The 12,692-nt window shown below is 40.1% G+C and carries 15 protein-coding genes; 9 read left to right on the forward strand and 6 right to left on the reverse strand.

The features are described 5' to 3' along the window. Positions 1–75 precede the first annotated feature (75 nt). The 4 genes from rpmH (at position 76) to tsaB (ending at position 1,628) form a co-directional block, all read left to right on the forward strand. The gene (gene rpmH / locus WG905_RS12480) at positions 76–234 is read left to right on the forward strand and encodes a 50S ribosomal protein L34 (RefSeq protein WP_083251894.1); all 159 of its coding nucleotides are present in this window, start codon (positions 76–78) and stop codon (positions 232–234) included. Between the two features lie 63 nt (positions 235–297). Further along, positions 298–693 carry a ribonuclease P protein component gene (locus WG905_RS12485; RefSeq protein WP_339592059.1) on the forward strand — a complete coding sequence of 132 codons (396 nt, stop codon included), beginning with the start codon at positions 298–300 and terminating at the stop codon, positions 691–693. Beyond that, positions 680–910, forward strand: coding sequence for a membrane protein insertion efficiency factor YidD (gene yidD / locus WG905_RS12490; RefSeq protein ID WP_339592060.1), 231 nt, complete (start codon positions 680–682; stop codon positions 908–910). Before WG905_RS12485 ends, yidD begins: the two co-directional genes overlap by 14 nt. Before the next feature lie 25 nt (positions 911–935). Next, entirely contained in the window at positions 936–1,628 is a 693-nt protein-coding gene (gene tsaB, locus WG905_RS12495) for a tRNA (adenosine(37)-N6)-threonylcarbamoyltransferase complex dimerization subunit type 1 TsaB (protein WP_339592061.1), read from the forward strand. 78 nt (positions 1,629–1,706) lie between these two features. Here the strand turns inward: tsaB and WG905_RS12500 are convergent, their stop codons facing one another. Further along, complete coding sequence (locus WG905_RS12500; protein WP_339592062.1) at positions 1,707–3,299, reverse strand: hypothetical protein; 1,593 nt, start codon at positions 3,297–3,299, stop codon at positions 1,707–1,709. A 92-nt stretch (positions 3,300–3,391) separates the two neighbouring features. Here WG905_RS12500 and WG905_RS12505 point away from each other — a divergent pair, with 92 nt between their 5' ends. The 3 genes from WG905_RS12505 to WG905_RS12515 all read left to right on the forward strand — a co-directional run bounded on the left by WG905_RS12505 (position 3,392) and on the right by WG905_RS12515 (position 7,042). Beyond that, complete coding sequence (locus WG905_RS12505; protein WP_339592063.1) at positions 3,392–3,778, forward strand: DUF423 domain-containing protein; 387 nt, start codon at positions 3,392–3,394, stop codon at positions 3,776–3,778. Continuing rightward, positions 3,778–6,276 (forward strand): replication restart helicase PriA, encoded by a 2,499-nt coding sequence (gene priA / locus WG905_RS12510; protein WP_339592064.1) that lies wholly within the window; start codon positions 3,778–3,780, stop codon positions 6,274–6,276. Before WG905_RS12505 ends, priA begins: the two co-directional genes overlap by 1 nt. Positions 6,277–6,385: 109 nt before the next feature. Then, positions 6,386–7,042 carry a protein-L-isoaspartate(D-aspartate) O-methyltransferase gene (locus WG905_RS12515; RefSeq protein ID WP_339592065.1) on the forward strand — a complete coding sequence of 219 codons (657 nt, stop codon included), beginning with the start codon at positions 6,386–6,388 and terminating at the stop codon, positions 7,040–7,042. Here WG905_RS12515 and smpB read toward each other — a convergent pair whose 3' ends face one another. From smpB to WG905_RS12530, 3 genes are all read right to left on the reverse strand, one after another. Beyond that, complete coding sequence (gene smpB, locus WG905_RS12520) at positions 7,043–7,492, reverse strand: SsrA-binding protein SmpB (protein ID WP_339592066.1); 450 nt, start codon at positions 7,490–7,492, stop codon at positions 7,043–7,045. Positions 7,493–7,732: 240 nt separating this feature from the next. Further along, positions 7,733–9,595 (reverse strand): Nramp family divalent metal transporter, encoded by a 1,863-nt coding sequence (locus WG905_RS12525; RefSeq protein ID WP_339592067.1) that lies wholly within the window; start codon positions 9,593–9,595, stop codon positions 7,733–7,735. A gap of 14 nt (positions 9,596–9,609) precedes the next feature. Next, positions 9,610–10,269 (reverse strand): metal-dependent transcriptional regulator, encoded by a 660-nt coding sequence (locus WG905_RS12530; protein ID WP_339592068.1) that lies wholly within the window; start codon positions 10,267–10,269, stop codon positions 9,610–9,612. Positions 10,270–10,496: 227 nt separating this feature from the next. Here WG905_RS12530 and WG905_RS12535 point away from each other — a divergent pair, with 227 nt between their 5' ends. Continuing rightward, positions 10,497–10,967, forward strand: coding sequence for an Lrp/AsnC family transcriptional regulator (locus tag WG905_RS12535; protein ID WP_339592069.1), 471 nt, complete (start codon positions 10,497–10,499; stop codon positions 10,965–10,967). On the opposite strand, the gene ung is transcribed toward WG905_RS12535, so the two are convergent. Together ung and WG905_RS12545 are read right to left on the reverse strand one after the other, a co-directional pair. Further along, positions 10,964–11,644 carry a uracil-DNA glycosylase gene (ung, locus tag WG905_RS12540; RefSeq protein ID WP_339592070.1) on the reverse strand — a complete coding sequence of 227 codons (681 nt, stop codon included), beginning with the start codon at positions 11,642–11,644 and terminating at the stop codon, positions 10,964–10,966. The two genes, WG905_RS12535 and ung, sit on opposite strands and share 4 nt — an antisense overlap. A 7-nt stretch (positions 11,645–11,651) precedes the next feature. Then, positions 11,652–11,996 (reverse strand): thioredoxin family protein, encoded by a 345-nt coding sequence (locus WG905_RS12545; protein WP_339592071.1) that lies wholly within the window; start codon positions 11,994–11,996, stop codon positions 11,652–11,654. Between the two features lie 123 nt (positions 11,997–12,119). Between WG905_RS12545 and WG905_RS12550 the strand changes: the two genes are divergently transcribed. Beyond that, on the forward strand, positions 12,120–12,659 hold the full coding sequence (locus WG905_RS12550) for a DUF2892 domain-containing protein (RefSeq protein ID WP_339592072.1): 540 nt from the start codon (positions 12,120–12,122) through the stop codon (positions 12,657–12,659). The last annotated feature ends 33 nt before the right edge of the window (positions 12,660–12,692 follow it).

Raw genomic sequence — 12,692 nt, forward strand, 5'->3', positions numbered from 1 at the left:
CTTGCATTTAAAAAATAATCACGCTATATTTGCACCTCTTATTTAAAAAATATATAGTTAAGATATCATACAGTTATGAAAAGAACATTCCAACCTTCGCAAAGAAAGAGAAGAAACAAACACGGCTTCCGCGAAAGAATGGCTACAGCAAACGGTAGAAGAGTATTAGCTTCTCGTCGTGCAAAAGGAAGAAGAAAATTATCAGTTTCTGACGAACGTCGTCACAAAGCATAATTTTGATTGCAACACCCTAAGTGTTAGCAGATCAAAAGTCTGCAAAAAATTGCAATCAAAAACATGAAAACATTTATTAAAGAAGAACGGTTATGCAGCAGAAAGTTTCTGGACTTGCTGTTCAAAAACGGTTCTTCTTTTTTATTGTATCCTTTTCGCATCTCCTACCTTTTTGTCCCTGAAGCCACTGCAGTTCCGGTTCAAGTGGTGATTAACGTTCCAAAAAAACGCTATAAGCGGGCTGTAGACCGAAATTTGCTTAAGCGGCGAACCCGCGAAGCTTATCGCCTGCATAAACAAGATCATCTCTACCAGCATCTAAAGCCTTCAGATCAGGTATTACTTCTTTCTATTCAGTTCATTGGAAAGCAAAAGTATGAATATGCTTTTATGGAAAAAAAGATGGTCAATGTTTTTAAAAAACTTTGTGTAAACCTTTCTGTTCATGGGGCTGATTAAATCATTCTTAAGCTGGCTGTTCCTGCTGGTGATCAAAACCTATCAATTGTTACTTTCACCCTTACTGGGTGCCAACTGCAGGTTTACACCTACATGTTCACAGTACGGAGTCGAAGCAATAAAGAAGTATGGCCCGTTTAAAGGGGGCTGGTTAACCATCAAGCGAATTGGCCGCTGCCACCCCTGGGGCAAACATGGCCACGATCCTGTCCCATAAAAATAAATCAGCTATATTTGCAGCAATGGCCAAGATACTTCAAATTGAAACCGCTACGCAGACCTGCTCTGTAGCATTGGCGGTTGATGGTAAAAACATTGCGCTTAAGGAAGAAACAGCGCATAACATCCATGCAAGTAGTTTAACTTTATTTATTCAGGAAGTGATGCAAGCAGCATCCCTTTCTTTTCAGGACCTCGATGCAGTTGCTGTGAGCAAAGGGCCTGGCTCTTATACTGGTTTACGGATAGGGGTGTCTACTGCCAAAGGACTTTGCTATGCTTCGGATAAACCGTTGATTGCTGTGGATACTTTAGCCATGATGGCTCATGGTTTCCGCAAAGCAAACCCTGATTATACAGGCCTGGTATGCCCCATGATTGATGCTAGAAGAATGGAAGTATATACTTGTCTTTTTGACCACCAACTGAAGCCTATCGTGCCCGTTACGGCCAAAATTATCGATGGTGATTCCTTTAGTGCTGACCTGCAAGACCATAAAATTGCTTTTATAGGTGATGGCGCGCTGAAATGCAATGAAGTGTTGCAGGGGCCAAATGCTGACTTCTCTGACCAGCTGTTTAATTCTGCAGCGAACATGACCGTACTTGCAGAAGCCGCTTACAAAGCTGGAAAATTCGAGGACGTAGCCTATTTTGAGCCCTATTACCTCAAAGACTTCATGTTTACCACCCCTAAGAAAAAAGCACAGAAATAACCACTTAGATCTCGTTAGATCTCGCAAGGGATCACTTCTAGCTACTAAAGAATCCTGTCGGTTTTTGAAAGAATCTCTTTAATCTGGCAAAACAGTTCTTGGTTCCTGTGCGGCCTCCTTTGAAACCTGCAAAGAATCAATAACCGGGTCAGGCGTTTTGCTGATCAGTAAATTGGTTTGAAACTTTTTCTGATCGCTGCTGAGCTGGTAAATAAGGTTATTAAATCTACCGAGCTTATCTCCAGTATTATATAATCTAAAATAAGGCAGGTACAGGTTACTGGTGGCTATTTTCTCAGAATTCTGGTGGTTAATGTAATAAACAATATTTGACTCGGCCACTAGTTGGTTTGCTGTTTCAGTATAAGCTTTGTTTTCAATCAACTGGCGGTTATTTTTATAGCTATTTAGAAAAACCTGCAAACTGCTCGGATAAGTTGAAAACACCATGTAGTTATCAATAATCACGTAATAAGGTTTGTTAAATTTCTCAAAAGGTTCCCCAAAATAAGCATACAGCAGACCTGGTTCTTTCAACATTTTTATCTCCTGATTATATTCACTACTTACATCCAGTAACAGTTGACTGAGCTTATCTCCGTTACTGAGGTTAATGGCGCCAAATGTTTCCGTGCTTTTTAATTGAAACGTGACGAGTTGATTTTTAAAGTATTGAGGAAAAGTACTGTTTAAATCTAAGTTATACCTTGACTTAATGCGGTTAATGGTTTCCCCCACCTGTTCGATTTTCTTATTGGCGGCAAACCATCCCGCCAGGCCTTTACTCCATTCCGCATAGTTGTCCATTACATAGATGGTATAGTTAGCCGTGTTTTCCGGCAGAATCGCATCTATTGAAATTTTTCCTGCTTTAGTCGTCGAGAAAAGATTGAGGTAATCGGTTTCGTCGTTAATCGTAGTGTTGCCATTAAATAAAATCCGGTCTTTACTAAAGCTGTAGCTATAATTTGCAAAAGCATTTTTACGTTTAAACTTTTCAGGGCTTATCAATTGCTGCAGACCACCGAGATAATTGAAATTTACATAAACTACGGCAAGACTATTTTTACTGAGTTTGAAATTAGATTTGATGTATTCAATAAAATCTTGATTATCCTTCTTTTCAGGTGCATGTAAACCCTCCGCAACAACTTTAAACGATCCGGAGAGCAGTAAAAGATTATCCTTTTGCCCGAAGTAATAAGAACTGCTGTCTTTTAAGGTAATCTTAGCGAAGTCGGCTAATTCTTCAATTTTAATACCCCTCGCTTTAAATATGCTCAGGATAACCGCTGGATCTTGCTTTTCGTTGAGTTGTGTACTCAATAAAAAGTCAAGGTTTTTGTTTTCACCGGGTAAAAAGCTCAGGTAAATATTCTGATTACTAGTTTGCTGACCGATTTGCGGTATCGCCAGAATTTCTCTTTGTAAAGATTGCAGCGACTGCAATGTCTCCTCAGGGACCAGGCTTTGCAGGAGGTCCTGACTATTAAGCAGGTCCAGGACCCTTTTGTCGCTCTGGAAGCTAAAGATCAGTCCAGACTTAGCAGTAGCAGCATAAAGGCTGATTTCGTTGTCGTTGGTGTCATTCTTTAACTTAGAGAAATAAAGGTAGGCCAGGGATACCATGGCCGCTAACAATACAAATATGGTGATGTAGATTATTTTCATGGATCTCAGCAAATTTAATTTATATATACTTGTATTACTATTAAAATGACTTCATTTTGTTACTTTTAGCATTTACAGAAAAATTTATTTAAATGAATAAAAGAATAATATTAACTGCTGCTTTTTTTGGTGTACTGGCTGTCATACTAGGCGCATTTGGTGCCCATGGTTTAAAAAGCATCGTTAATAATGATGCATTAGGTATTTGGGCAAAAGGGGTAGAGTATCAATTTTACCATGTATTTGCCTTATTGTTCCTTTCCACTTTTGCACGATTTAGAAACAAGCTGATTGATTGGTCATACTATTGTTTTACTGCCGGAATTCTGCTGTTTTCAGGCTCCTTATACCTGTTGGCCACCCGCGATGTGTTAAACCTCTCATTTGTTCATATCCTTGGTCCCATTACCCCCGTAGGCGGTTTGTTTTTTATTGCGGGCTGGGTACTGTTATTCTTTGCGGCATTAAGACATAAATAATGCAGGAATTTGATGACATGCAGGACTTTGATAATTTAGAGTTTTCAGAAAGGGCAACCTTTTTTGTCGAAGTGATTCTACCGTTATCACTTGCCAAAAACTACCTCTACAGGATCCCTTTCCATTTAAACGACCAAATTGCCGTTGGTAAAAGGGTAATTGTCCAGTTTGGGAAAAATAAAATCTATACCGCATTAATTAAAAGTATCAGCACAACGGCACCCAAGGTTTACGAAGCCAAATATATCATTGACGTCGTAGACCAAGCTCCGGTGGTCAACGCCATGCAATTGCAGTTCTGGAACTGGATGACTGAATACTACGTATGTAATGAAGGGGAGGTCATGGCTGCTGCGCTGCCTTCAGGCCTTAAGCTGGCCAGTGAAACCATCATTGTATTTAATGAACAACAAAATCAAGAAGATCTACAGCTAACAGATCGCGAAACCTTGTTGTTGCAGGTTTTAATCTCCAAAAAGCGCTTAACCATTGATCATATTGTCAAGCTTTTGGGCCAGAAATCTGTCTTCCCCATCATCAGGTCGTTGATCGACAAAGAATTGGTTTATATTGAAGAAGAGGTAGTTGAGAAATACAAACCCCTGCTGAAATCTTTTCTTACTTTGAATCCTTTCTATAAAGAGGAAGGTAATTTGAAAGCGCTTTTCGGAGAGCTGGATAGGGCACCGAAGCAAATGGATGCCTTGCTGGCTTACATCAACCTGTCAAAAAAGTCTGCGGAAGTATCCAAACAGGACCTATTGGCCTATAGCAATGCAGGACAGGGAGCTGTTAAAGCAATGCTTGACAAAGAAATCTTCCTGTTGAAAAAGATGCCTGTCAGCCGTCTGAATGACGAACCTGATGACTTGATCACAAATTTCAAACTCAGTGATGCGCAGTTATTGGCCTATTCACAGATTCAGGAAGAGTTAACGCGCAAAGAAGTTGTTTTGCTACATGGCATCACAGCCTCCGGAAAGACACAGATTTATATTAAATTAATAGAAGAAGCCATTGCAGACGGTGGGCAAGCACTTTTCTTGTTACCGGAAATTGCTTTGACCACGCAGATTGTAGAACGGATTAAGAAATATTTTGGTGATGCCATTGGTGTTTATCACTCCAAATTTAATGATTTTGAAAGGGTTGAAATCTGGAATAAAGTGATCAATGGCACCTATAAAATTGTGCTGGGTGCCAGATCGGCTATTTTCCTCCCCTTTGAGAATTTAAAGTTCATTGTAGTGGATGAAGAACATGAGTCATCCTACAAACAACAAGATCCCGCACCAAGGTACCAGGCACGAGATGCTGCGGTTTACCTCGCTTATCAGCACCATGCAAAAATTGTTTTAGGCTCTGCAACTCCCTCTATAGAAAGCTATTATAATGCTTTAAATAACAAATACGGGCTTGTTACTTTAACGGAGCGTTTTGGTGGTGTGCAATTGCCTTCCCACCAAGTCATCAGCATTGCTGAAGAAACGAAAAGAAAGAAAATGGTATCTTACTTTTCAAGCGCATTGATAGATGATATCACCACATCCCTGGCCAATAAAGAGCAGGTGATCCTGTTTCAAAATCGCCGTGGTTATGCCACCATCATGATCTGCGCCACGTGTGGTTTCACACCCAGATGTGTGAATTGTGATGTGAGCCTTACCTTTCATAAAAGCAGTGGAAAGCTACATTGTCACTATTGTGGGCACCATGAACACCCCATTAAAATATGTCCTGCCTGTGGTTCAGTTCATATTGAACAAAAAGGATTTGGCACTGAAAGGGTAGAAGAAGAATTAAGCCTGATTTTTCCGGAAGCGAAAATTGCGCGCCTTGACGTGGACAGCACTCGTACAAAAAACAGTCTGCAGAAGATTATTGGTGATTTCCAGGATAACAAAACCAATATTTTAATTGGTACACAAATGGTCGCCAAAGGCCTGGATTTTGACAATGTGACTTTAATTGGCGTGATCAACGCAGATACCTTATTGAATTTCCCAGATTTCCGTGCTTTTGAGCGAAGTTATCAATTGTTGTCTCAAGTTTCCGGGCGTGCAGGCCGCAGGGTAAAACAGGGCAAAGTTTGTATACAGGCATATGACGATAAGCACCGCATCATTAAACAAGTGGTTGATAATAACTATGTTGAAATGTACCAGGACGAGATCAATGAGCGCAGTCAGTTCAACTATCCGCCCTTTTCAAGACTGATTTTCCTAAGCATGCGACACAAGGATGCTGATGTGCTCAATGCAGCTTCGCAACAATTTGCGCAGACCCTGAGGGCACGTTTAGGCTCAAGGGTGTTGGGACCCGAGCAACCACTGGTATCCAGGATCAGGAATTATTACATCCGGCAAATCATCATCAAATCCGATAAACATACCGCTGTTCACAAGGTGAAAGCACTGCTTAAAAGCGAGATAACTACATTTTATGCAGAGAAAGTTTTTAAGGGCGTATCGATACAGCTTGATGTGGATCCTTATTAAAAATTTCTTAAATTTATTAGGGTTGATCTTGTGGAGGTTACCCCTTCATACCAATTATTAAAGCGTTTTAATTACGCTGGATACTTTCAAACTGTTATTTTTGAATGCAATGGCATACAAATTTGTTGATAATTACCGCGAAAGAGGCGCAAGGAAAAAGTTAGTCGAACACTTAAAATCAAGAGGAATTTCAGATGCTAAATTGCTTGAGGCAATTGGCAAGGTGCCACGGCATTTCTTCTTTGATGAGACTTTCTGGAACCAGGCCTACCGGGATATCGCTTTCCCTATTGGGGATGGGCAAACGATATCTCAACCTTATACGGTGGCTTATCAAACAGAACTGCTGCATGTTAAAAAGGGCGACAAGGTTTTGGAAATCGGGACCGGATCAGGTTATCAAACCTGTGTGCTGATGGAACTTGGGGCAGAGGTGTATACCATTGAAAGACAGGAGAATATCTATAAACATACCATCAAGGTATTACCTGGGATGGGTTATCGAGCTCATTTCTTCTTTGGCGATGGCTCGAAGGGCATTCCTGAATATGCCCCTTATAACAAAATTATTGTCACTGCCGGAGCACCTTTTGTTCCAGAAACATTGTTAAAACAATTGAAAATCGGTGGTATTCTGGTCATCCCGGTGGGAGATGAGAAAAGCCAAAAGATGGTTACCGTATTTAGGATCAGTGAAACGGAATATGATAAAATAGAGCTGGATACTTTCAGGTTTGTGCCGCTTGTAGGTGACCAGGCCTGGTAATTAGTTCTTCATGGCCCTGTCCAGTTCGCGTTTTGATTCCCGGTCTTTGATACTGTCTCTCTTGTCATACTCTTTCTTACCCTGTGCCAGTGCGATTTCAATTTTAGCAAAACCTCGCTCATTGGTGTAAATTCTCAATGGAACAATGGTATAGCCTTTTTCTTCACTTTTTGCTTTTAGTTTTCTCAATTCCTTTTTATGTAACAGCAGTGCGCGGTCTCTCTTGATGTCGTGATGATAAAAGGAACTGTTGCTGTATTCAGAGATATGTAGATTTCTTACATAAAGAATATTGCCAATGAACATACAGAAGGCATCAGACATATTTGATTTTCCCTGCCTTATGGCTTTAATTTCAGTACCCAATAAAGCGATCCCAGCATTGAATTTCTCAACAATGTGGTAATCAAAATAGGCACGCTTATTCTTTATTTGAACGTCGTTTTTCATTATTAGATTGTTTGTTTTTTAACGGTAATGAAGCTATCATCAGCTTTTTCATCTGTTATTATAAGCAGCCAGCTGATAATGGTTTCATTAGTATTTATTGTTTTTTAACGGTGATGAAGCTATCAGCGATCATCAATTCCTGCTACCTGACTAAAAGGCATTTTACACTAAATTTATTACATTTCTAGTTTAGCGGAAAATTTAGTGGGTAACAGGCGAATATCCGAAAGAAAAGCCGGTTTACCTCACTACAAGTACAGGTATTTTTACTTTATGTCTTACTGAGTCAACAGTCGTACCAAAAATTAAATCTTTCAATCCTTTATGTCCGTGGGCACCCATCACGAGCAGTTGTAGGTTATTTCCATCGCTGATTTCTGCAATAGCCTCTGCTGTGCCCCCAAAACCAATCAAAGGAGTGGCATGGTAGCCCAAAGTAAAGAGGTTATCACAGTATTTCTGCAGGTTACTGGTATCACTCTGGGTTTCGTAATCCATGGCAGTTTTACCTAGGTAGCGTGCAGCGGCAGTTTCTACAATGTGGATCAGGAAGTATTCTGCATCTTTTCCTCCCTGTATCAACCCATGCCGAATGGTATTCCTGTCATTTTTGGAAAAGTCTACCGTTATACCGATCCTTAAATAACGGATGTTATCCACATTCTCAATGAGCAAGGCTTCGCCGTGTGGAACATGCGTTTTTCTTTCTTTCCTGGCTGTTACCAGCGGGTAAACGATGATATACACGAGCAACAAACCGATTAGGATAGCAATTGGGTAAACCAAGGTATAGAGGTACCATGGGTTGGCTGCTTTTCCCCATCCGCTAATTTCTTCTGTAACCAGTTTTACGTTCAGCGTTACAATAATCAGTGCACTTGACCAGGCCAGCACCTTCACCCAGGTTTTGATGGCAAACTCCTTCATTTGTTTTTTGTCTGAGGTAAAGTGAATCAATGGGATTACAGCGAAACCGAGCTGCAGACTTAAGACCACCTGGCTCAGGATTAGCAAGCCACCAATGGCATCTTCACCAAAATACAGTAGGGTAAAAAAAGCAGGTACGATGGCTAGCAAACGGGTAATCAACCTGCGCAGCCAAGGTTGTATCCTTAAATTCAAATGGCCTTCCATAATTATCTGACCTGCTAAAGTTCCTGTAACCGTAGAGCTTTGTCCGGCAGCAATCAGCGCAATCGCAAAGAGGGTAGGTGCAACACCACCAAAAATATGCTCCAGTAACTTATGGGCATCCTGTATTTCGGCCACTTCATGTAAACCATTTTTATAAAAAGCGGCAGCAGCTAAAATTAATATAGCTGCATTGACAAAAAATGCAAGGTTTAAAGCGACTGCAGTATCTATAAAATTGAATTTGATGGCTTCTTTAATTCCCGCATAATCTCTTTTAATTTGTCTGGTTTGAACGAGTGAGGAGTGCAGGTATAAATTATGCGGCATCACGGTAGCACCGATGATACCGATAGCGATATACAATGCGTCACCGGAAAGCATGCTTGGTTCAAAACCAGCAACAACTTCTTTTAAAGAAGGTTCTACAATGAACATTTCTACCAGGAAGGAGACGCCGACAATAAAAACCATGGAAACGATAAAACCCTCCAGCTTTCGCATGCCTTTATTCATTAGGAATAATAATAGGAAGGTGTCTAGCACACTCAGGCAGATGCCCCAGATCAACGGCAATCCAAATAATAACTGCAATCCAATGGCTACACCAATAATCTCCGCCAGGTCGCAGGCTATGATTGCGATCTGTGCAAGAAGGTACAAAGGCAGGTTCGCCCATCTGGGGTAACCATTTCTGGAAGCCTGCGCTAAATCCAGTCCCCTTACAATACCCAGCCTTGAACTAAGCGATTGCAACAGGAGGGCAATCAGGTTGGACATCAGTAAAACCCATAGCAGTTGATAACCAAATTGACTTCCACCCGCTAAATCTGTAGCCCAGTTTCCGGGGTCCATATAGCCAACACTCACTAAATAAGCTGGCCCCAGAAAAGACAAAATCCTTTTCCAGCCAACACGTTTGTGAGTTTCAATACTTTGATTTACTTCACTTAAGGATTCTGAATTCTTCATAGGTCATTATTTCATTATACCGCAGGTTTCATTAATATATGGTTGGCCACTTCCCTGCTGATGCTGATCTTTTGTTTGCCAAGGCGCAATTCCACAGAGCCGTCAAAGTCGTTCACTGAAAGCAGCTGCAAGGAGGTGCCTAAAGTGAGACTGGTTTTTTCCAGGTATTTTAGAAAGGAAGATGAATGTTCGCTTACGCCAACAATTAGTCCCTCTGCACCTGGCTGGAGTTTATTTAATTTTGTAACAGAACTAGTTTCAAAATTCCCTGCGCTGTCAGGGATGGGATCTCCATGCGGATCATGTTTCGGAAAACCCAAAAATTGATCAAGCTTTTCAATTAGTTTCGGGGAATTAACATGCTCCAGTTCTTCTGCAATTTCATGGATCTCATCCCATTTAAAATTCAGGATTTTCACCAGAAAACATTCCCATAAACGGTGCCTTCTTACAATATTGATAGCGGTCAACTTTCCTTTTTCTGTGAGCGTAACACCTTTGTATTTAATGTAGTTAACCAATTGCTTTTCAGCAAGTTTTTTAACCATATCAGACACAGACGCCGGCCGGGTCTGCATTCTTTCTGCAATGGCATTGGTCTGGACCATACCGCTATACTGCCTGGAAATATGATAAATGATTTTCAGGTAATTTTCTTCTGTATAAGACTCCATTTATAAGGGGCTAAATAAATGTTTAGACAAATCTAACTAAAAGTATGTAAAATTTATTGTATTATTTTAGGTGTTTTGTAGAATTTAATTTGGCAGTTTAATGCTTTTTGTTCTATCTTTGATGAAACCATCATAAGTTTTCAACTTACAAAAAAAATTGAATAAGCTTATGATAGCTTCATCACCGTTGAAAAACGAATTATATACCAATGAAAACAGAATAGAACATGGCTGCGGAAATAGATAAAATAGATTATAAAATTCTTAAACTATTACAGGAAAACGGAAGGATAACCAACTTGCTTTTATCACAAGAGATTGGGTTATCACCGGCGCCTACCTTAGAGCGGGTTAGGAAATTAGAATTATCAGGTTTCATCAAGAGCTACCATGCGCTGGTGGACGAGGAAAAGCTGGGCCTGGGTATTAAAACTTTTATACAGGTACAACTGGACTTCCATAAGAACAATACCATTCAGACTTTTCTCGACGAGGTTAACAAGATCAAAGAAATTACCGAATGTCACCATGTTACGGGACAAGCAGATTTTCTTTTAAAGGTTTACGTGAACGACATTAAAGCATATGAGCGTTTGATCATGGACAAGATCAGTAAAATATCTGTTTTGAAAACATTCCAGACTATGATGATCATGTCTACCACCAAAAAAGAACCTATCGTTCCTTTAGAGTATTAATCTGAAATCTGCCAGTCAATAGGTAGCTGCCCCTCCTGCACAAGTACAGTATTGGTTTTAGAAAAATGCCTGCATCCAAAAAAGCCGTTATAGGCAGAAAAAGGGGATGGATGTGCAGCTTTTAAAATGGTATGCCTGGAGTCATCAATTAAAACTGATTTATTCTGGGCATATTTTCCCCATAATAGGAAGATAATGCCTTCCTTTCGCCTCGATAACTCGGCAATTACGGTATCCGTAAAGATTTCCCAACCCTTGCCCTGGTGAGAACCTGGTTCCTTTGCCCGCACCGTCAATGTCGCATTTAACAACAAAATGCCTCTGTCGGCCCATTCGGTGAGGTTTCCATGCGCTGGGATAGTGAAATTCTCCAAATCAGTGCCTAATTCTTTATAGATGTTTTTTAAGGAAGGCGGAACTTTGATTCCCTTTTGAACGGAAAACGACAGTCCATGAGCCTGGTCTGGGCCATGATAAGGATCCTGCCCCAGTAAGACTACCTTTACCTTATCAAAAGGCGTATGCCTGAAGGCGTTGAAGATGTTGGCCCTTTCAGGATAAATGGTGTGACCATTTTCACGCTCTTCCAATAAAAAAGCCTTTAGCGACTTCATATACTCTTTATCAAATTCTTTTTCTAAAATCTTCAACCAACTCGGTTCCAATGTTACCGTCATATCCATTTTATTTAGCTAACAATTCCAGCAAGTCTTTTTCAAGGGTTTCCTCTGGGTGCTCAACAATTCTTCCCAGTTCTTTATCCGCTTCGAAAATAATAAAAGTAGGCACCCTTTCAATATTTAAATGATCAACTGTCCCATCTATTGCTTTTTTATCCCGGTTCACTTCAATCAGTGTAATTTCTTGTTCAGGAAAACCAGCATCCTCCAACACCTTTGTGAATTGAGGCACATGTCGTCGGCTGTCGCCACACCAGGTGGCCCAAACAATGGTGATGTGTTTACCCTTTAGCAATGGGCTTAAAGCCTGTACCACTGCCTTGTCGCTTACATAATCTGATGCTTCCATTTTTTAATGATTAGTATCCCGCATGATATTTAATAAGCGGGTAAATTTTTTGTTGAAATTATCATAATAAATCAAATCTTACGTATTTAAAGCCGATATTTGTACAAAATTTACAGAAGAATTATGCCAAACATCGTACGTCTAATTATAGGTTTTGCCATACTTGGCGCCTCCATCACATTAATGGTTTTTGGATTTTGGGGTTGGGGTATTTTAGTTTTATTGCTCAGTATATTAGTGATCGTTACCTATTTCTTTAATGAAAACATGTTGCTTGCGCAATGGTTTTTACGTAAGGATAACATGCCTAAAGCTGAACAGTTTCTAAACCGTATCACCAATTACGAAAAACAACTGATCAGGGTACAACATGGTTACTATCAATTGTTAATGGGATTGATTGAATCCAGAAAAGCACCTATGCAATCTGAGAAGTATTTTAAGAAAGCGTTAGCTTTGGGAATGCACATGGATCATAATGTAGCGCTTGCTAAATTAAGCCTTGCAGGTATTGCTATGGGAAAGCGGAATAAAAGAGAAGCCCAGATGTATTTAACTGAAGCTAAGAAAGCAGATAAAAATAAGTTACTAGCCGATCAGATTAAACAAATGAAAGATCAGTTAGGCATGCTTGATAAACAGCAGCAAATCAGATACAGATAACATCAAAATAGAATAAAGATAAAAAAAGCCACA

The organism is Pedobacter immunditicola, assembly GCF_037482985.1.
Lineage (GTDB): Bacteria > Bacteroidota > Bacteroidia > Sphingobacteriales > Sphingobacteriaceae > Pedobacter > Pedobacter immunditicola.

What these genes read in the sequence shown, in the direction of transcription:
- rpmH (WP_083251894.1), top strand. Translation starts at nt 76, where the DNA reads ATGAAAAGAACATTCCAACCTTCGCAAAGAAAGAGAAGAAACAAACAC.
- WG905_RS12485 (WP_339592059.1), top strand. Translation starts at nt 298, where the DNA reads ATGAAAACATTTATTAAAGAAGAACGGTTATGCAGCAGAAAGTTTCTG.
- yidD (WP_339592060.1), top strand. Translation starts at nt 680, where the DNA reads ATGGGGCTGATTAAATCATTCTTAAGCTGGCTGTTCCTGCTGGTGATC.
- tsaB (WP_339592061.1), top strand. Translation starts at nt 936, where the DNA reads ATGGCCAAGATACTTCAAATTGAAACCGCTACGCAGACCTGCTCTGTA.
- WG905_RS12500 (WP_339592062.1), bottom strand. Translation starts at nt 3,299, where the DNA reads ATGAAAATAATCTACATCACCATATTTGTATTGTTAGCGGCCATGGTA.
- WG905_RS12505 (WP_339592063.1), top strand. Translation starts at nt 3,392, where the DNA reads ATGAATAAAAGAATAATATTAACTGCTGCTTTTTTTGGTGTACTGGCT.
- priA (WP_339592064.1), top strand. Translation starts at nt 3,778, where the DNA reads ATGCAGGAATTTGATGACATGCAGGACTTTGATAATTTAGAGTTTTCA.
- WG905_RS12515 (WP_339592065.1), top strand. Translation starts at nt 6,386, where the DNA reads ATGGCATACAAATTTGTTGATAATTACCGCGAAAGAGGCGCAAGGAAA.
- smpB (WP_339592066.1), bottom strand. Translation starts at nt 7,492, where the DNA reads ATGAAAAACGACGTTCAAATAAAGAATAAGCGTGCCTATTTTGATTAC.
- WG905_RS12525 (WP_339592067.1), bottom strand. Translation starts at nt 9,595, where the DNA reads ATGAAGAATTCAGAATCCTTAAGTGAAGTAAATCAAAGTATTGAAACT.
- WG905_RS12530 (WP_339592068.1), bottom strand. Translation starts at nt 10,269, where the DNA reads ATGGAGTCTTATACAGAAGAAAATTACCTGAAAATCATTTATCATATT.
- WG905_RS12535 (WP_339592069.1), top strand. Translation starts at nt 10,497, where the DNA reads ATGGCTGCGGAAATAGATAAAATAGATTATAAAATTCTTAAACTATTA.
- ung (WP_339592070.1), bottom strand. Translation starts at nt 11,644, where the DNA reads ATGACGGTAACATTGGAACCGAGTTGGTTGAAGATTTTAGAAAAAGAA.
- WG905_RS12545 (WP_339592071.1), bottom strand. Translation starts at nt 11,996, where the DNA reads ATGGAAGCATCAGATTATGTAAGCGACAAGGCAGTGGTACAGGCTTTA.
- WG905_RS12550 (WP_339592072.1), top strand. Translation starts at nt 12,120, where the DNA reads ATGCCAAACATCGTACGTCTAATTATAGGTTTTGCCATACTTGGCGCC.